General features: G+C 69.8%; 21 protein-coding genes and 1 pseudogene. 8 read left to right on the top strand and 14 right to left on the bottom strand.

All coding sequences use genetic code 11. The features are described 5' to 3' along the window. Positions 1-22: 22 nt before the first annotated feature. Both ACQPXG_RS05335 and ACQPXG_RS05330 read left to right on the top strand, forming a co-directional pair. On the top strand, positions 23-703 hold the full coding sequence (locus tag ACQPXG_RS05335) for a response regulator transcription factor (protein WP_433466485.1): 681 nt from the start codon (positions 23-25) through the stop codon (positions 701-703). After that, positions 693-2,069, top strand: coding sequence for a HAMP domain-containing sensor histidine kinase (locus ACQPXG_RS05330; protein WP_433466484.1), 1,377 nt, complete (start codon positions 693-695; stop codon positions 2,067-2,069). Before ACQPXG_RS05335 ends, ACQPXG_RS05330 begins: the two co-directional genes overlap by 11 nt. Before the next feature lie 50 nt (positions 2,070-2,119). Here the strand turns inward: ACQPXG_RS05330 and ACQPXG_RS05325 are convergent, their stop codons facing one another. Further along, a complete protein-coding gene (locus ACQPXG_RS05325; RefSeq protein ID WP_433466483.1) occupies positions 2,120-2,458 on the bottom strand; it encodes a PepSY domain-containing protein in 339 nt (112 codons plus the stop codon). A gap of 286 nt (positions 2,459-2,744) precedes the next feature. On the opposite strand from ACQPXG_RS05325, the gene ACQPXG_RS05320 reads away from it, so the two are divergent. Next, positions 2,745-4,118, top strand: a complete 1,374-nt coding sequence (locus ACQPXG_RS05320; protein ID WP_433466482.1) for a sensor histidine kinase — start codon at positions 2,745-2,747, stop codon at positions 4,116-4,118. Here the strand turns inward: ACQPXG_RS05320 and ACQPXG_RS05315 are convergent. Together ACQPXG_RS05315 and ACQPXG_RS05310 are read right to left on the bottom strand one after the other, a co-directional pair. Then, positions 4,100-4,786 carry a response regulator transcription factor gene (locus tag ACQPXG_RS05315; RefSeq protein ID WP_433466481.1) on the bottom strand — a complete coding sequence of 229 codons (687 nt, stop codon included), beginning with the start codon at positions 4,784-4,786 and terminating at the stop codon, positions 4,100-4,102. The two genes, ACQPXG_RS05320 and ACQPXG_RS05315, sit on opposite strands and share 19 nt — an antisense overlap. 47 nt (positions 4,787-4,833) lie before the next feature. Beyond that, entirely contained in the window at positions 4,834-5,460 is a 627-nt protein-coding gene (locus ACQPXG_RS05310) for a phosphatase PAP2 family protein (RefSeq protein ID WP_433466480.1), read from the bottom strand. An 89-nt stretch (positions 5,461-5,549) separates the two neighbouring features. Here ACQPXG_RS05310 and ACQPXG_RS05305 point away from each other — a divergent pair, with 89 nt between their 5' ends. Beyond that, entirely contained in the window at positions 5,550-5,939 is a 390-nt protein-coding gene (locus ACQPXG_RS05305; RefSeq protein ID WP_132198497.1) for a BlaI/MecI/CopY family transcriptional regulator, read from the top strand. 27 nt (positions 5,940-5,966) lie between these two features. Here ACQPXG_RS05305 and ACQPXG_RS05300 read toward each other — a convergent pair whose 3' ends face one another. The 7 genes from ACQPXG_RS05300 to ACQPXG_RS05270 form a co-directional block, all read right to left on the bottom strand. Next, entirely contained in the window at positions 5,967-6,902 is a 936-nt protein-coding gene (locus ACQPXG_RS05300) for a M56 family metallopeptidase (RefSeq protein WP_433466479.1), read from the bottom strand. Between the two features lie 3 nt (positions 6,903-6,905). Beyond that, a complete protein-coding gene (locus tag ACQPXG_RS05295) occupies positions 6,906-7,262 on the bottom strand; it encodes a BlaI/MecI/CopY family transcriptional regulator (RefSeq protein ID WP_433466478.1) in 357 nt (118 codons plus the stop codon). Between the two features lie 47 nt (positions 7,263-7,309). After that, positions 7,310-8,017 (bottom strand): DedA family protein, encoded by a 708-nt coding sequence (locus ACQPXG_RS05290; protein ID WP_433466477.1) that lies wholly within the window; start codon positions 8,015-8,017, stop codon positions 7,310-7,312. 102 nt (positions 8,018-8,119) lie between these two features. Then, complete coding sequence (locus tag ACQPXG_RS05285; protein ID WP_433466476.1) at positions 8,120-9,844, bottom strand: glycosyltransferase family 2 protein; 1,725 nt, start codon at positions 9,842-9,844, stop codon at positions 8,120-8,122. A 106-nt stretch (positions 9,845-9,950) separates the two neighbouring features. After that, positions 9,951-10,883: an alkaline phosphatase family protein gene (locus ACQPXG_RS05280; protein WP_433466475.1), complete on the bottom strand. Its 933-nt coding sequence runs from the start codon at positions 10,881-10,883 to the stop codon at positions 9,951-9,953. Between the two features lies 1 nt (position 10,884). Further along, complete coding sequence (locus ACQPXG_RS05275; RefSeq protein WP_433466474.1) at positions 10,885-11,643, bottom strand: COG4705 family protein; 759 nt, start codon at positions 11,641-11,643, stop codon at positions 10,885-10,887. Between the two features lie 106 nt (positions 11,644-11,749). Then, entirely contained in the window at positions 11,750-12,142 is a 393-nt protein-coding gene (locus ACQPXG_RS05270; protein WP_433466473.1) for a BlaI/MecI/CopY family transcriptional regulator, read from the bottom strand. Positions 12,143-12,418: 276 nt separating this feature from the next. Here ACQPXG_RS05270 and ACQPXG_RS05265 point away from each other — a divergent pair. The 3 genes and pseudogenes from ACQPXG_RS05265 to ACQPXG_RS05255 all read left to right on the top strand — a co-directional run. After that, a pseudogene (locus ACQPXG_RS05265) lies at positions 12,419-12,931 on the top strand (M14 family zinc carboxypeptidase); the annotation flags it as partial. 32 nt (positions 12,932-12,963) lie between these two features. Next, positions 12,964-13,191: a hypothetical protein gene (locus tag ACQPXG_RS05260; RefSeq protein ID WP_433470193.1), complete on the top strand. Its 228-nt coding sequence runs from the start codon at positions 12,964-12,966 to the stop codon at positions 13,189-13,191. Next, positions 13,188-13,433 carry a hypothetical protein gene (locus ACQPXG_RS05255; protein ID WP_433470192.1) on the top strand — a complete coding sequence of 82 codons (246 nt, stop codon included), beginning with the start codon at positions 13,188-13,190 and terminating at the stop codon, positions 13,431-13,433. Before ACQPXG_RS05260 ends, ACQPXG_RS05255 begins: the two co-directional genes overlap by 4 nt. A gap of 161 nt (positions 13,434-13,594) precedes the next feature. Here ACQPXG_RS05255 and ACQPXG_RS05250 read toward each other — a convergent pair whose 3' ends face one another. From ACQPXG_RS05250 to ACQPXG_RS05235, 4 genes are all read right to left on the bottom strand, one after another. After that, positions 13,595-14,719: a beta-propeller fold lactonase family protein gene (locus tag ACQPXG_RS05250; RefSeq protein ID WP_433466472.1), complete on the bottom strand. Its 1,125-nt coding sequence runs from the start codon at positions 14,717-14,719 to the stop codon at positions 13,595-13,597. Beyond that, entirely contained in the window at positions 14,716-15,276 is a 561-nt protein-coding gene (locus ACQPXG_RS05245) for a polysaccharide deacetylase family protein (RefSeq protein ID WP_433466471.1), read from the bottom strand. The genes ACQPXG_RS05250 and ACQPXG_RS05245 overlap by 4 nt, the downstream gene beginning before the upstream one ends. 404 nt (positions 15,277-15,680) lie before the next feature. Next, complete coding sequence (locus ACQPXG_RS05240; RefSeq protein WP_433466470.1) at positions 15,681-16,442, bottom strand: hypothetical protein; 762 nt, start codon at positions 16,440-16,442, stop codon at positions 15,681-15,683. Further along, positions 16,439-16,750, bottom strand: coding sequence for a PadR family transcriptional regulator (locus tag ACQPXG_RS05235; protein WP_132205123.1), 312 nt, complete (start codon positions 16,748-16,750; stop codon positions 16,439-16,441). The genes ACQPXG_RS05240 and ACQPXG_RS05235 overlap by 4 nt, the downstream gene beginning before the upstream one ends. An 81-nt stretch (positions 16,751-16,831) precedes the next feature. On the opposite strand from ACQPXG_RS05235, the gene ACQPXG_RS05230 reads away from it, so the two are divergent. Continuing rightward, on the top strand, positions 16,832-17,806 hold the full coding sequence (locus ACQPXG_RS05230; protein ID WP_433466469.1) for a hypothetical protein: 975 nt from the start codon (positions 16,832-16,834) through the stop codon (positions 17,804-17,806). Positions 17,807-17,822 lie beyond the last annotated feature (16 nt).

The raw sequence follows: 17,822 nt of genomic DNA, 5'->3' as shown, positions 1-17,822 counted from the left end.
GCCGCACCGGTGAGGAGGCGGCATGCGGGTTCTCGTGGTCGAGGATGAGATGCGGATGGCCGATCTGCTGCGCCGGTGTCTGGAGGAACACGGGTTCGCCGTCGACGTGGCGGTCACCGGAGAGGACGGCGCCTGGTACGCGCAGGAGATCGACTACGACGTGATCGTCCTCGATGTGATGCTGCCGGGCATCGACGGGTTCGAGGTACTGCGCAGAACCCGTGCCGCCGGCAGGTACGCCCCCGTACTGCTGCTCACCGCGCGGGACGCGGTCGAGGACCGGGTGCGCGGCCTGGACACCGGCGCGGACGACTACCTGACGAAGCCGTTCTCGCTGGCCGAGCTGCTGTCCAGGTTGCGCGCCCTGATGCGGCGCGGGGCGCGGGAACGACCGGCCCTGCTGTCCGTCGGTGACCTGACGCTCGATCCCGCCACCCGCTCGGTCGCCCGCGGGCAGACGCCCATCTCCTTGACCGCGAAGGAGTTCGCTCTGCTGGAGTACCTGATGCGGCACCCGGGGGAGGTGCTGTCGAAGACCCGGCTGGTCGAGCACGTTTGGGACTTCACCTTCGAGTCGTCGTTCAATGTCGTCGAGGTGTACGTGGGATACCTGCGCCAGAAGATCGACCGCCCCTTCGGGCGCCGGTCGCTGGAGACCCGGCGCGGGGCGGGCTACCGGTTGCGAGACGACCGTGCGGATTAGGCGGCTCGCCCCGAGATTGCGCAGGCTGCCGGTGCGGCTGCGGCTGACCCTCGCCTTCTCGTTCGGGATGGCCGTCGTGCTCGCTGCGCTCGGCGCCTTTCTGTACATGCGGTTGGCCACGGATTTACTGAAAGCGACCGACCTCGACCTCCGCGCACGGGCCGGCGTGATCGTCACATCGCTGAATATGCGAGAGCACGCGCCTCTCGACGCGGGCCGGCGGTTGATCGATCCGGACGAGTCGTTCGGGCAGATCCTCACCCCCTCCGGCGCCGTCGTCGAGACCACGCCCGCCGTCTCCGGAGCGCCGATGGTTCCACCGCGCTCCGTCCGCTCGGTGGACGGCCCCACCTTCTTCACCCACCGTGTGCAGGGCGTCGACGACCCCGCACGACTGCTCGCCGTCCCCGTGAATCTGCCCGGCCCGCACCACGACCGGGCGGTCCTAGTCGTCGGCGCACCGCTCGGCGACCGCCACGAGGCACTCACCAGCCTGACGCTCCTCCTGCTCATCGGTGGCCCGGTCGCCCTCGTCGTCACCTCGTGCGCCGGCTGGCTCCTGGCCGGGGCGGCGCTGCGGCCGGTCGAGCGTCTCCGCCGGGAGGCGGCCGCGATCACCGAGTCCGAACCCGGTCGGCGGTTGACCGTGCCGGAGACCGGTGACGAACTGACCCGGCTGGCCACCACGCTGAACGCGATGCTGGCCCGGCTGCAGGAGGCCTTGGACCGCGAGCACCGCTTCGTCGACGCGGCGAGCCACGAGTTGCGCACTCCGCTGGCGCTGCTGAAGGCGGAACTGGAGCTCGCGGGTTCCCGGCCGCGCGACCGGGAGGAACTGGCGGCCGCGGTCCGGGCGGCCGCCGCGGAGACGGACCGGCTCGTCGGTCTGGCCGAGGACATGCTGGTTCTGGCCCGCACACGGCAGGGACGGCTGCCTCTGCGCCGCTCCCCCGTCTCACCGCGCCGGCTGCTGGAGGAGGCGGCAGAGGCGTTCCGGGTTCGGGCCGAGGGCGTCGGCACCGTCATCGAGGTGACGGCCGAGGAGACAGAGGTCCGGGCCGACCCGGTGCGGCTGCGCCAGGTGCTGCACAACCTGCTCGACAACGCGCTCCGGCACAGCGGCCCGGCGGGACCGGGCCGTATCACGCTGCTGGCGGCGAGAGTTGACGAGGGCCTGCGGGTGACCGTACGGGACCACGGGCAAGGCTTCCCGGAGGAACAGCTCGCACAGCCACCGGAGCCGGCCCGCGTCGGCGCCGGCCTGGGCCTGTCCATCGTCCGCACGATCATCGAGGGACACGGCGGGACGCTGCGGCTGGGAAACGCCCCCACCGGAGGGGCGCGCGTCACCCTGACGATGCCGTGACCCGCGCCGCCCGCGCGCGGGCGCGGGCGGCGTGAACGGTGGATCACCCGTCAGTCGTCGAGCTGATCGCTGACGACCTTCCCCGTCTGTGCGTCGATCTGCACCTCGTGAACGTGCTTGCCGTCGTCGGGCTTGACCTCCCAGCGCAAACCGTGGCCTTCGTCCTGCAGATGCACATCCACCACTCGGCCGGAGTGCGCCCTCTGCGCGGTGCCGACCGCGTCGTCGCGGCTGACCTTGGCCTGACCCACATGCGCGGCCGTGAAGGCGGCCTCCTGCTTCCGCTCCTTGAGCGGGTCCGCATGACCGGGCCCTGCCGCGAACGCGACACCGCCTCCGGCCGCCGTCAGCAGTACGGCCGTGGTGGCCGCGATGACCACATTCTTCACCGGACGTCTCCTTCCCTCTTCGCGGACGTGCCTTGTGGCACGAGGCCAGCATCCGCGAGAGCGACTGAGAGGGCGCTGAGTGCGTCACAGCCGGTGCCTCCCCCTTGCCTCGCGGCGAGCAGCCGAGACAGTCGATCGCCTCGCCCGCACGGATATGTCGCCCGAGTGAGCCGTCTTGCGGGGCCGGCGTGAGGGCTCGCCTGCGCACGTCGTAGTCCGATATCGACCTCAAGCAGTGGGAGTGCTCTAGGGTTCCCCTTACCTTGCCGGTGGCAGGCTGGCGTTCGTGGACGATTCGCGTGCCGCTGAAGGCCGGCCGCTGCGCCGGCAGGTACTGGTCGCGATCGTCGGGGTCACGGCCCTGGCCATCGTGCTGTTCGCCATGCCGCTGGCTTTTGTGGTGCAGCGGCTCTACCGGGACGAGACGGTCACCCGGCTCGAACGGGACGCCACGCGGATCGCCGCCGTGGTCCCCGACGACCTGGCCCAGAGGCCGCGGAGCGTGCGGCGGCCGGCGGGACTCTCGCCGCGGCTGACCATGGGCGTCTACCGGCTCGACGGCACCTTGCTGACCGGAGACGGACCGTCCGGATCCGGGCTGGCCGCCCAGGGACGCGACGGGCGGGTCCATGATCGGGTCGAACACGGTCAGATCGCGGTCTCGGCCCCGGTCCCCTCCGACGAGGGCGTCGCCGTCATCGTCCGGGTCAGCGCGCCCTACGATCTGACCACCGACCGGGTCGAGCGGGCACTGCTCGCGATGGCCGGGCTCGCCCTGCTGATCATCGGCTTGGCCGCGCTGCTCGCCCGCTACCTCGCCCGGCGGCTGGCCACCCCGCTGGAACGGCTGACGGACGCGGCCCGCCGGCTCGGCGGCGGCGACTTCAGCGTCCAGGGCCCGCGCTCGGGCGTGCGGGAGGCCGACGCGGCGGGCCTGGCCCTTGAGGCGACCGCCCGCCGCCTCGGCTCGGTCCTGGAGCGAGAACGCGCCTTCAGCGCGGACGTGTCGCACCAGTTGCGGACACCGCTCACCGGTCTGCTCCTCGGCCTGGAGTCGGCTCTGGAACGGCCGGGCGCGGATCTGCCCGCCGCGATCGGCACGGCGATCGAGCGGGGCCGCCGTCTCCAGCGCATCATTGACGAGTTGCTCGACCTGGCCCGGGACAGCGCGCCGGAACGCAGGCCGCTCAATGTCCCGGCGTTGCTGGAAGACATCCGGCTCCGCTGGCACGGCCCGCTGGCCGGCCGGGGTCGTCCACTCACCATCGAAAGTCAGGAACCCCTGCCCGAAGTGCGAGCGGCGCCCGCGGCGGTGTCACAGATCCTGGATGTCCTGCTCGGCAACGCCCTGGAGCACGGCCGCGGCGAGGTCACCGTCCAGGCGGGTGATGTCGGCGGCGGCCTGGCCATCGACGTCACCGACCAGGGAGCAGGCATCCCCGATGACGCTCCCGATATCTTCGCCCGCCGCCATGCTCATCCTCCCGGTGCGGGGGCCTCTCCCGCAGGGCGCGGGATCGGGCTCGCGCTGGCGCGTTCCCTGGCGGAGGCCGAGGGCGGCCGGCTCGTGCTGCGCCGCGCCCGCCCGCCGGTGTTCACACTTCTGCTGCCCTCTGCGGACGACCCGGCAGATCCGCCGGCTCACACGTCGAGCTCGTAGCGATAGCCGCGCCCACGCAGGGTGGTGATGCGCCCGGGATCCTCGCCGAGCAGGGCGAGCTTGCGGCGCAGGGCCGAGACGTGCACGTCCAGCGTCTTGGTGGAGCCGAACCAGTTGACGTCCCAGACCTCGTCCATCAACTGCTCCCGGCTGACGACCTGGCCGGCCCGGGACACCAGGACCGCGAGCAGGTCGAACTCCTTTGGGCGCAATTCCAGTTCGACACCGCCAAGGAACGTCCGCCGGGCCGCCAGATCCAGTCGCAGCCGGCCCACCTCGACGGCACGGTCGTCGGGCAGCACCCTCTGGCGGCGCAGATGAGCCCGCAGCCGGGCCAGCAGTTCGGTGAGGCGGAAGGGCTTGGTCAGGTAGTCGTCCGCACCGGCGTCCAGGGCGACGATCACGTCGAGTTCTTCCGTACGGGCTGTCAGCACCACGATGACGGTGTCCGGCAAGGAGCCGCGCAGCCGCCGGCACAGGACCGGGCCGTCCATGTCCGGCAGCCCGAGATCGAGGAGGATCAGGTCAGGAGGGCACGGCCCTGCCGAGTCGATGGCCTTCTGTGCGGTGGCCGCGAGGACGACGCCATAGCCGTGGCCGGTCAGCGCCTCGGCCAGTTCCATGCCGATGACCGGGTCATCCTCGACGATCAGTAACTGAGCGGCCACATGTCCCATGCTAGATACGCCACCGCGAGGCGCAGGTCCGGCAGCATTCATCCGGCAGCGGGCCGGGCGGCGAGCAGGGGACGGAGCCGGCCTGCGCGGGCGCGCTCCACAAGCGGCGCCGTCCTTCCGGCGGCCAGCACGAGGGGCGCCGCGAGGACGAGGCCGACGAAGGCACCGGCGCCGACATCGTGCGGGTAATGGACTCCTACCCACACCCGCGAGGCGGCCATGAGGACGGCCGCCACCATCACCGCAGCGCCCAGCCGCCGGTTGACCGCCCAGAGTGCGGTGGCCGCCGCGAATGCGATGACGGCGTGATTGCTGGGAAACGACCAGTCGCCGGCCGGCGGACAACTCTCCAGAGTGAAGCTTCCCGAGATGGCCTGGCACGGGCGTATCTCATGGAAAGCCACCTTGACCATGGTGTTCACCCCATAGAGCACGACCACCACCAAGGGGGCGGCCAGCGCTCGGGCCATCGTGATCCCGTCGGCGCGGCGGGCCCGCCACCAGGCCGCCGCCATGGCGACTGCGAACAGGACCAGCCCGGTGGCCGAGTAGAAGGCGATCATGTCGTCCAGGAGGTCCGGGCTGTGCCGGGCCAGCCGGGTCACCTCGGTGTACAGCCCGGCGTCGAAGGAGGCGGGACCGAGCAGGGACACGGCAGCGCTCATCAGGTCGTCCGATCGTGTTCACAGGACGTTCGTCTACAGTCCTGTAGTCGTCTACAGAACTGTAGACGCTCGTATGGGAGTATCGGCTCGTGACCTCTGCAGCGCGCCGGCCCGCGGGTGAGCTCGAGTCCGCGGTGCTCGAAGCACTGTGGGCCGCAGCCGAGCCCATGACCGTGCGCGATGTCCGGACGGCCCTGGGCGGGAACCTGGCCCGGACGACGATCACCACGATCCTTTCCCGGCTGCACGTCAAAGGCGTCCTGCGCCGCACCCGGTCCGGCCGCGGCTACGCTTACAGCCCCGTGGTGGAAGATCAGGCCGCGCTGTCCGCCGGCCGCATGCACAAGGAACTGGACAAGAGCGGCGCCGAACGGCCGAGCGTGCTGGCGCGATTCGTCTCGGACCTCAACGCGAACGACGAGCGGTTGCTGCGTGTCCTCCTCGAACAGGCCGGGCACGCGGACGAGCCCACGTCCTAGGTACGGGCGCCGGACACGCGGACGTCCCTAGCCTGCCTGTGCGTGCTCGATGAGCTGGTGGAGGTCGATCGCCCCGTCGTTCGCCGACAGGACCGACAGGACGACCAGGACCACGGTGGCCGCGACGAGCAGGCCGCGCCGGCGCGGCGGGGGCGCGAGAAGCGCAGCGACCCTGCGGGGCAGCGGTCCGGGGCGCGCCCGACGGCGGGTGAAAAAGGAACCGATGCCGAGCGCGGACGGGTGGCTCAGCCCTGGACGCCCGTTGCGGGCAAGGGCCGCCTTGCCGATCGCGCGTGCCGCCCGTGCGCGGTCGGTTCCGGCGGCGGACTCATCCGCCCACCGCTCGGTGGTGTAGGTCACGGCGCCGCGCAGCGGCCACAGCAGCGGGTTGGCGGTGGCGGCGATGTGCGCGGCCGTCCGGAACAGGTGGTGGCGTCCGGCCAGGTGCGCATGCTCGTGGGCGAGCAGGACGTCTCGCTCGGCGGAATCCAGGGCCGCCAGCATCCCGGTGGAGACCACGATGCGTCCCGGACGTCCGGGAAGCGCGAACGCGTCGGCCGCGTCGTCCTCGACGACGGCCAGCATTCCCTTGCCGGGAAGCCCGCGGGCGGTTCGCGCGCCGTCCAGTAGCGCGCGGATGTGTGTCGTCGCCGCGTGTCCCACCGCGACCAGGCTTGCGACCAGCGCCAGGCCGGCGACCGTGGCCAGGGCGGGACTGGTCTCGGCGGCGTGGTGAAGCACATGCTCGGACAGGTGCCCGAGCTTCGCGATCAGCGGCAGGCGCAGCGCCCCGCCCAGGGCGAGGACCGCCAGCGTGGCGGTGCTGGCCAGGGCGAGAGCGACGCCCGCCGCGGTCAGCAGCCAGGTGGCCGTGCGAGGCGGCAGCAGCCCGGACAGCGGGCGCGCGGCGCCCGCCATGACGGCCGGGAGCACCAGGGGCAGGAGACCGTCCATGTCCATCATGTCTCACCGGCCTTCGAGGAGTTCGCGCACCCGCCGCTCGTCCTCGTCGGACAGGGTCTCGACGAAGCGGATCAGGACCGTGTCCCGGTCAGACCGCCCGTTCAGAACCTGGTGCATGCGGTGCGCGGCGAGCCCCGGCTCGTCGCTCACCGGCGCGTACCGGAAGGCTCGCCCAGCCTTGGTGCGGACGAGCAGGCCCTTGTCATGCATGCGAGAAAGGATCGTCACCACTGTGGTGTAGGCGAGTTCTCCGCCCAGGCGCTGCCGTACCTCGGCGGTGGACAGCGCCTCACCTGCGTGCTGCAGGACGGTCATGATCTCCGATTCCAGCGCGCCCGGCTCGCGTCGCCCGTCGGCCATGGGCGCCCCCTCGCTATGCCTGCCACCGCCCTCCGATGACCAGTGTGTCACGGCACCGGGTCGTCGCGCCGCCGGCGGCCATCGCCTGCTCCGGAAGCCCGATCACGGCGCGCCGTCCGACGCCGCGCCTTGAGGAACTCGATGCCCACCGGGAGGAGCGAGAGCACCACGATCACAGCGACGGCGGGAAGCAGATAGGTGTCGATGCTCGGGATCGAGGACCCGAGGAGGTAGCCCGCGAGCACCAGCCCGAGGCTCCACAGCAGTCCACCGGCGACCTGCCACAGTGTGAAGACCCGGACGGGCACGTCCAGGGCGCCGGCAAGCGGATTGAGGACGGTCCGCACGACGGGGACGAACCGCGCCAGCACGATCGCCTTGGCATGCCCATAGCGCCCCAGGAATTCTTCCGCGCGTGCCACGCCGTCCAGCAGGTGCCGGTTCCGGCTGCGGGCGAGCAGAACGCGCCCGCCACGGCGTCCCAGCACGAAACCGCATTGGGCTCCGACGAGCGCCCCGGCCGCGGCCGCGAACATCACCCAGGGCAGTGACAGCCGCGTGTCCCCGTGGGCGCCCGCCGTGCACAGGAGCCCGGCGGTGAACAGCAGCGAGTCGCCCGGCAGGAAGAACCCGATGAGCAGCCCGGTCTCGGCGAACAGCACCACGGCGATGCCGACCGTCCCGAATACCGCCAGCAGCGACCCCGCGTCCAGAGGGTTCACGGCCGCGGGAAGGGCACCGAAACCTTCGATCATCGAATCCCCCCGTTTCCAAGGACCGGGACCGTACCCGTTCCCGGCATTTCGAAAATCTACATGTTTGTAGATATTTTCGTTGGACCAAGTCGCCTTGCGTCGCTACCCGCGCCGGTCGACGGCCGGGCTCGGGCCGCTCACCGGCGTCCGCGCGTCCTGCCCGGTCTGGGACCGCCCGCGCCGGGCCAGCCGACGCCGCACGGCTCGCGCAAGGTCGGTCCCAGCGGCTCGGCGCAATGTCGGCAGGAGGACCATGCGGGCCGGCCATCGGCGGGCCACGATGCGCAGGGCAAGCTCGCCGTTCCCTGCGATGTAGGGCTCCAGGTGGTCGCCGACGGCCCGTGTCAGCCGCGGCCGGACGGGGACGGCGAGGTCGCAGTGGGCGGTCCCCTCGGAGGTGAGGCGTGCCATGACGGTGGTGCCGCCGGCCTTCAGGCGCAGCCACATGCCCCACGTCTGGTCGACGAGCCCGAAAGGCCTGATCGTCCGGGACGGCACGAACGCCGCCTCCCACGCGATCCGGCCGTCCTCGTGCCGGAAGCTCGCCTGGACGTGGAAGGCGCGACTCGCGCGGCGGCGGTCGCGGATGTCCAGGGTTCCGCTCAGCTCCTGACCGGGCTTGATCCGCCCGAGCGGATTCACCATGGTGCCCGAGACCCGCAGCACCTTGCCTTCCGGCCGCATCGCGGTCACGCGGCCGCCCAGATGGAGAGCGTCAGGCGGAAGCGTCGACAGGTCCATGTCCGTGACGTCCAGCACGCTGCGGCCGAGCTCGGTGCCGATATGGGCACCAGACCAGTAGACGCGCCCATCCTGTTCGGCCGGCTCGATGGACAGCACTGGAACACCGCTCCTGGGCGCCAGGTCGACGGCGGCCATCGCCGCCTCGATGTCGCCTTCCCGGATCATCAGGGCGGCGATGGCCGGGATCCGTCCGGAGGCGAGGAACACCGTGTCGTCCATCTCGGCGAGGTAGGACCGGGCCAGGTCCGTGAACAGCTGGCGGTGGCCTGGATCGCGGCTGCGCAGCTCGCGCAGGTAGAGCAGCAGGTCGTGGTCGATGAACTTGGCGTCCTTGCGGCGCGCCAGTTCCGCGGCGCCATGATCGCGCAGCTCCACGTCGATCCGCCGGTGGATCTCCAGCCGGTCGGCGAAGTTCCGCAGCTCGGAGCGCCGGTTACTGATCGACGGCGTCCGGCCGCGCGGGTCCACCAGCCAGTTGTAGACCCGGTCGGGGACGACCGCGATACCGTCCGCGGCGAGGTACGCCTGCGCGCTGAACAGCAGGTCCTCGTAGTGCAGCCGCTCCGCGAATCGCAGCTTCGCCCGGTCGAGGAACGTGCGCCGGTAGCACTTGTTGGTCGCCAGGGTGTCGTACAGCAGATCCGGCTGATCCAGAACGCTGCGGAAGACCCCCGGCTCCTGGTACAGCCACGGGCACCAGTCCTTCTCTCGGTCGGGAAGGACGCGAACGCAACGCCCCGCGACCAAGTCGGCGCCGGTCTCCTCGGCGGCCGCGACCATGGTGCCGCAGGCATGCGGCGGAAGGGTGTCGTCGCTGTCGAGGAACATCACGTACCGGCCCCGCGCCATCTGGAGGCCGAAATTGCGGGGAGCGCCGCACCCGCCCGAGTTCACCTGGAGCGGGAAGGCGCGCACTCGATCCGGATGGCTCTCCGCCAGAGTGGCCGCGACCCTTGGCGTGGAATCGGTGCTCGCGTCATCGACGATGACGACCTCCACCCGGGCGAGCGACTGCTCCAACGCCGAGCGGACGGCTCGGGGGAGGCGCCGCGCGTCGTTGTAGGCGATCACGACAACGGTCACATCGGGTTCTGGTCGCAAACGGTTCCACCACCCTCATCCGCATCCAAGGATCTACTATCGCGATAGTAGAAACTGACGGGTTAGCGGAACGTAAGCGCGAGCGGATCTACCGCCGTCCTGCCATCCACACATCGGTGACGGGACCGCGGGCTCCGCTCGCCCCGGCGTGAGCAAGCCGGAAGGCGTCCTCGATCGTCCTCAGGACGCTGTAATGGTCGATCTCCTCCGGATACCGGCCGGGTTTCACGAACGCCCCGGTGAACACGGTGGCGATCCTGTTGCCGGACGAGCCGTCGTTCTCGTCGAAGGTGACGATGAGCAGGCTGCCGTGCGCCCGGGCCCAGCGCGCGTAACCGCCGAGGTTCGCCCGCACCCAGGAGTCACCGGCCGCAACGGAGCAGTCGTGCATGTCATGACACAGATCCGGAATGACGAACGCCACCGTCGGCAGCGCGGCGTAATCGCGCGGGAAGTCGGTGAAGGGTCTGTTCGCCGAGGCTGGCAGGGCGGGGAAGTTCACCCAGGGGACGTGCTTGCGGGCGTAGCGGCCATCGCTGCAGACACCCGAACCGGTATGCGGAAGGCCCTCGGAGTACCCGGTGAAGGTCAATCCGGCGGCGCGCAGTTCACCGGCGAGGTTCGCCGAGCGGTAGGCGTGCGGGCAGGAGTCGTCAGTCAGACCCTGCGTCGACCCGGAGAACAGCGCCAGGTAGTTCGGCTGACTAGGATGCCGGATCGCAAAGGAGTCGGAGAACCGGGCGCCGGATCGCGCGAGCGAATTCAGATACGGCGCCTTCTCCGCGCCGATCACCTGGCGCACGGCCTTGTTCTCCAGCACGACGACCACGACGTGCCTGAAACGCGGCACCGACCCGCTCGTCGGATGCGGGCGGACGGCGTGCGTGGTCCCACCCGCGCACCCGGCGGCCAGGCACCCCGCCAACAGCAGGACCGCCTTGGCGCGCGTGAGCGTCCTCAATCGAGCCTCCAGGCCGCGAGTATCTACTAATCCGATAGTAGACAGGGGTCCGCGCCGCACCTCAGGACGGTGTCGCGACCGAACCCCGCGGTCGCCTGACCCGCCCCCGCCTCGCCTGATAGGCGATCAGGATCAGCAGGACGGTGGTCAGGATGAGTGAGGCGCCGATCGTCCCGTACCCTAGGCCGCCCTTGGCGACGGGTTTGCTGAAGAGGTCCCCGGTCGTGGCGCCGAGCGGGCGGGTCAGCACGAAGGCGACCCAGAACAGCAGGGTCACGGAGACCGGAGTGCAGTACCGGGCGAGAACGATCAGGATCATCAGGCCGCCGATGACGGTCGCACCGCCGCCGAAGCCGAGCCGCGTGTCGTCGGCGAGGAAGTCCCCCAGCGAGGTGCCCAGAGTGTTGGAGAAAAGGATCGCGGTCCAGTACAGCGACTCGCCTCGCAGATCCGTAACGCGGGTGACGTCGAAGGGCCGGCCACTGAACCTCCAGACGGCGAACACCGCCCCGAGGGCACTGATCAGGACCAGGGCACCCCGGAGGTATCCGAGGCCTGCGGTCCGGTTCATGAAGTCCGACATCGTGGTGCCCGCGGTGCTGGTGGACAGGATGACCGTCCAGTAGAGCACTGGATGGAACCGCTTCACGCAGAGTTGGGCGGCGAGACTCGCCAGGAAAACTGTGAACAGGACGACCGAACTGACCGCGTATCCGACCCCCATCGTCTGGGCCAACAGGTCGCCGCCCGTCTCACCCAGAGTCGTCGCCGCGATCTTCATGATCCAGAAGACCAGGGTGATCTCGGGAAGTTTCTTCACGACGGCCAACTCCGCCCCTGTCAACTACGAAGCGTGACCAGTCAAATACTACATGCATGTAGAAGTTAACGTGCGTCCCGCGCGGGCGTGGCGACTTCAGTGGCGATCAGGGGATCTCGCCGGCATCGGTGCCGGCGTCACGGAGCAGGCTGTGCAGCAGCGCCTCGTCCCCGGGGACGAGTTCGGACACGAACCGGGCGAGCACCGCGGCGCGGTCGCTGCGGCGGGCCAGCAACTCGTGCATCGCGGCGGCCGTGTGACCAGCCTCGTCGACGCTCGCGGAGTACACGAACCCGCGCCCTTCGCGCCAACGTGTCGCGAGCCCCTTGCGGGCCAGCCGCGCCAAGGTGGTCATCACGGTCGTATAGGCGGGCGAGCCGTCGAGAACGGCCTGGACGTCGGCAGGACTCATCGGCCGCGCCCCATCCCACAGGACGGCCAGCACCGCGTCCTCCAGCATCCCTGCAGGCCGGCGTCCCCGCTCGTCCGCACTCGCCATCGGCCCACTCCGCACTCGTGAGATCACTATGCCGATAGTAGAAGACGGCGACTCCCGTCGCCCATCATGCCGACGGGCACGAGTCGCCGTTGGCGCGGCGCCACGCCACCAAGGGCCGATCTCGCAGGTTGCCGGGCCAGACCGTTGGCCGGCTTGCTGTAGTCACGTCCCCGCCACTCGGTGAGTAAACCCCAGCTTATTACTGTATGCTTCCAATTTGTCGCTATCTGTGACACGAGTATCTGAGAGTCACTTCCCCCAGATCAGTCGAGGCACATGTCTGGGGGACAAATCATGGTGGATCGGCGGCCGACGATCACGCGCGGCTTTGGGCTTGCCCTCCTCGGCTTTCTGATCTTCTCGGCGGCGTGCAGCACGTCCGGAAAGGCCGGTTGGTCGTCAGCGCGACATGGGGTCCGCAGGACAGTGCTTGCGGGCAGGTCCGTCCAGGGACGTCCGATCGTCGCGGTCGAGCTGGGGAACCCACGTACGGCTCGACGAGTGCTGGTCGTCGACTGCGTGCACGGGGACGAGCCGGCCGGCGTGCCGGTGGCGAGTGCCCTGGCCGCCGGAGCCGGGCCGACGAACACGGACCTGTGGGTGGTCCCATCGTTCAACCCCGACGGGATGGCAGCACGGACGCGGGGCAACGCGCACGCGTCGACCTCAACCGCAACTTCCCGGCAGGGTGGCGGCCGATCGACTCGCCCGGCTCGGTTCACTATTCCGGTCCCAGGCCGCTCTCTGAACCGGAGTCGCGGTACGCCGCCGAACTCGTCCGGCGGATTCGGCCGGCCATCGGGCTCTGGTTTCACCAGCACATGGCCGTCATCGACGACTCCGAAGGACCCAGGGACGTCGAGCGGCGCTTCAACCGCGACGTCGGGCTTCCGCTGCGCACGCTCACCCGCTATCCAGGGAGCATCACTGGGTGGGAGAACACCGTCGTCCGCGACAGCGCGTTCGTGGTCGAGCTCCCCGACGGGCGGCTCCCGGCGCAGGCGGTCCGCCGATACGCCGACGCCGTCCGCCGGATCAGGGGGCCGTGACCGCGCAGGAACCCGGGATTGCAGTGACGGTCCTTGCCGGCATTGTGTTCGCCGAGTGCCCCGTCGATCGGCTCCCATGCGTGAGACAGGACATCGACCATCAGGAACAGCAGGATCCCGATCGCGACCGCGCTGAGCAGCGTGCGCACCCGCGGCCGCGGATCACGCAGGCGCCCGAGCGGCAGCCCGAGAAAGATCGTGAAGCCGGCGATGGCCCCGAGCAAGGCGATCTTCTCGCCTGACATGTTCGGCTCCCGTCATCCCGTCCCGGCTGCTTAGCTGAGGCTAACCTCACTTCGGCAGTTCGTCTACATGGCTGTAGAAATTCGACCAGAGCGGTGCTGCCTGCTGCATGCGCGTCCCCGGCTGTATGCGCCGGCGTTCCGGATGGGGACCGCCACGTTCAGCGGAGAACGCCGGTGTGCCCAAGGGAGTAGCGGCCGGGCTGCGGATACACGCAGAGACCGTGCGGGCCATCGCCGACACGGATGCGGCGGATCAACCTGCCGGTGGCCGTGGAGATCGCGTACACCTCGCCGTTGTAGCGGCCCGACAGCCAGAGCACCTTCCCATCGGCCGACACCCCGCCCATGTCGGGCGAACCACCGCCGGGCAGCCGCCAGCGCCGCACAACCCGCCCCGACTTGAACGAGATCAACGAGATGGAGCCCTCGCCGCGATTGGTGACGTAGAGGATCGTCGAGTCGCGGCTCACGTATAGACCGTGCGCACCCTTGCCGGTACGGATGAAGCCGGTCTTACGGAACGTTGACGCATCGATCGTCCAGACACCGTTGGAGGCCATATCGGCGATGTAGAACGTCCGGCCGTCGGGAGAGATCTTCACGTCCTGCGGCATCGCGCCCTTCGCCAGTTTGAGCCCACCGGTGACCTTCTTAACGCGGGTGTCGAGGCGCAGCACGTCGCCGGAGAACTCACACGCGGTGAGGAAGAAGTCTCCCGAGGCCGAGAAGTCGGCGTGGTTGGGGCCGCGGCACGGCACGTTCACATGCTTGCGCAGCCGCATCGAGTGGGCGTCCCGGAAGCCGATGCGCTGCAGCCGCTCCGCCATGATGATCGCGAACCGGCCGTCCGGCGTGAAGTACATGTTGTACGGGTCGTCGACCGGCACCGGCTTGCCCGGCTTCCCAGTGCGCGGGTCGATCGGGACCAGGTCGTTGGAATCGTTGTCGTTGACCCACAGCGTCCGCAGATCCCAGGACGGGACGACATGCTGCGGCTTGCGGCCGACCCGAAATCGCCCGACCTGCTTGAACGTCTTCTGATCTAGCACGATCACGTCGTCGCTCTGCGAATTGGGCACATATACGTGGGACGGCAGGTCCCGCACCTGCGGGCTGAGCATGCCCTGCCGATCATGGCTGTAGAGATCTACCGGCGACTCCAGCGGCTCGGCGACAGGGTGGCCCGACGGCTGTGCCGGAGCGTCGTGATGCGCGTGCCCGGATGAGGAGCACCCCGCGAGCAGCAGCCCGGCGGCCGCTGCCGGCGCCCACCGGCGCTTCATGCTCGCATCAGCTCAGAGACGGTCACCGCCCGCAGCCCACGTCGGCGCAGGCCATCCAGAATCGCGGGCAACGCCTCGACCGTCCCGGCGTGACCGAGGTGCATGCTCACCACGGACCCGCCGCGCGCCTCACCGAGAACCTTACGGATGATGGCCGACTTGCCTGGATCGGCGAAGTCCAGGGAATCCACGTCATAGGACAGGCAGCCGCGGTAGCCGAGTGCCGCCGCCTGTGCCCGGACCTGCGCCGACGCGTGCCGGGCCTGCGATGGCCGAAACCAGGTCCCCGCCGTGCCGGTCAGCCTCCGCAGCCGCCGAGCGCACTGTGCGATCTCCGCATACGACGCCGCCGCGGGCATCGCGTCGATGTCGCGATGGTTCTGCGTGTGATTACCGAGTTCGTGGCCACCGTCCAGGAACGACCGCGCCGTCCGTGGCTCCTCGTCCAGCCACTGTCCCACGGCCATTACGGTGACGCGCGCTTCCGCTGCATCCAACTCGTTCAGAACGCGCCGCGCCAGCTTGGGGTCACCCGCACCGTGGAACGTCAGCGCCACTGCTCGGACGGCTCGCGGGCCATGGACGATCTCGCCCGGCCGCGGCCATCCAGATTGTGCCGTCGTGGCAGGTACGGCGGATTGCGGGACAGAGCTCCGACCTGACGGCAGGCGACGGCCGGACGACCCACCACACGCTGCGCAGATCCCCAAACCCGCCAGGCCAGCGACACGCACGAGAACAGTACGTCTCTGGATCGTCACAGTCTGTAGCCCATCTTCGCCGCATCATGCCGAGGTCAACCATCGCGGCGCAATCCACCAAGAAGCGGGGGACTTTGAGCTATCCACGCCTTGGACGCGCTGGCCGCTGCCGCCGACTGATCACGGGACCGGGTGAGTTGGGCCGATGGTCACCGCAGTGAACGCGCGCCACCTCGACTGGCCGGCGCGCTCGACAAGGGTCAGGCCATTTTGCGTGGGCGTAGATCGTGGCCGGCGCGGATCGTCGCGGCGGCCAGCAGGCCGAGCGTCAGGGTCACGGCGATGGGGCCGGCGTGGGGCGCGGTCCGGGTGATGGTGAGAAGGCTTTGGCCTGTCGCGAGGGCCAGTCCCGTCCCGATGAGCAGGAGGGCCGCACACAGCCGGCGCGTCGGCGGGAGGGTGGTGGCCGGGGTGGCGCGGGCGACGAGGGTGCAGAGCTGGAGCGCGGTGAAGGCGAGGGTGGCCCAGTAATAGATGAGCAGGGCGGCGTTGGTGAATCCTGTGGGGTGTTCGATCAGGCCGCTGTTCGCTGCCAGCAGCATGGTCAAGACCGCGGCGGTCGGGGCGGCGAGGGTTCGGATCGTCACGGTGGCAAGGCGCCTGAACGCGTGCCATCGCGGGAGCGGCGAGGCGAGGCCGATCCCGAGCAGGATGGGTGCGAGCCACAGGCTCGTGATGGGGTGGCCCAAATCCGCGGTCAGCGTGTCGGAGGGCTCGGTCGCGCGTAGCAGCAGAGCGGTGACCGCGACGACGGCGAACAGCGCTACGGCCAGGACGCGGCGGGTCTGCCCGGTGAGCGTCTCGGGCCAGTCGCTGGGGTGGAGCCAGAGTCGTACCGCCCCGGTGAAGGCGTTGGGCCAGGAACGGATTCCCGATTCGGACACCTCGTAGCTGATCTCTGTGCCCCATCGCTCGCGGACGGCGGGCGGGTACAGGCCGGCGATGAGCGCGGCGGCCCTCATGCCGGCGCGATTCCGAGCGCGCTCAGCCCGGCCCGGGAGACCCGGGCCATCTGCTCCAGCTCGACGCGCAGCGTCTCGCGGCCCGGCCCGGTGATCTGCATCGTTCGATGCCGTTCCCGGGCCTCGGGCACCTGGTCGGCGGGCTCGATCAGTCCGCGCGCCTCCAGCCGGGACAGGGCGCCATAGAGGCTGCCAGGGCCGAGTTTGCGGCCGGTGAGCTCTTCGATCGCGGTGTTGATGGCGTACCCGTGCAGGGGGCGCTCCGCCAGGACGGTGAGCACGAGCATCTGAGCGTCGTTGCTGTGCATGAGTCTCCTTGCCTCCCACTCATGATAGTACGAAGCACGATGCTACTTGCCACGTACTACGAGATGCGTACTATGTGCGTCATGGGGAAGGACGAAGAGAAGAGACGATCGTCGCCGGCCGTGGTTTGGGCGAGCCTGGGCACGGCGGCTCTGTTCGAGGCGCTGACCGTTCTGGCGACTCAGGACAGGGCGGTCAGGGCGGTCAGCCCATGGCAGGACGACCAGTATGACGTGGCGGTGTCGCTGAGTCAGTTCACGGTCCCGATACTCGCGCTGGTCATCGTTCTGCGGCTGCCGGCCTGGCGGATGCCGGATGGTCCGGACCGCCGGCAGCAGACGGAGCGAGCGGCGGGAGCGATGACCACGCTGATCGGGCTCACTCTGATCTTCGAGTGGTCCGCGGTCATCGGCAGGGCACACGACTCCGCTTGGAGCACGTGGACCATGGTGCTGATCGGCGGTCTGGTCATGGCCTCGATCCTCACAGTCGTGGTGGCGGCGATGCTGATGCGATGCCGCCGACCACGCGGTTCGTCCCGCCGGTGGCATCATGACTGGCTCGGCGACGTCATCATGATCTGCCAGCGGATTCCCGCGCTGCGGCGCTGGGCCGAACCGAAGGCGGCGGAGTGGGTACGCCGACGCGCGATGACCGTGTTCATCACGCTGAGCGTGCTGGCCGCAGCCGGGATCACCGGCGCGCAGGCCATTGGGGAACGATGGACGAACCCGCTGCTCATAGCCTGGATGCTGGTCGTCGAAACGACCTCTTGCCTCGCGTTCTGCCTGATCGGCAATGCGATAGCCGGATTCATCGCCCGTCCGGCCGGTACCGGGCCCCGCCGCCCGGCCGAGACATCGGTGGTCGCCGGATGCGTCGCCATTCTCGTCACAACCGCATTCCGCGACGTGCTCTGGCCCGGCGCGGGGCCATTGACCTCGGTACCAGCGCTGGTCGCCCTCACGCTCGGGGCCGGGTTGATCACCTCTCTTGCCGTCACCGGGATGCAGCTCGCACGCACCCCGTCGCCCGGTCCCGCGAACGGGTCCAAATGACACCTCGGCCCCCTGA

The organism is Spirillospora sp. CA-128828, from assembly GCF_050945415.1.
Lineage (GTDB): Bacteria > Actinomycetota > Actinomycetes > Streptosporangiales > Streptosporangiaceae > Spirillospora.
Note: the sequence above shows the minus strand (reverse complement) of the source record. Positions and strands in the feature narration are given on the sequence as shown.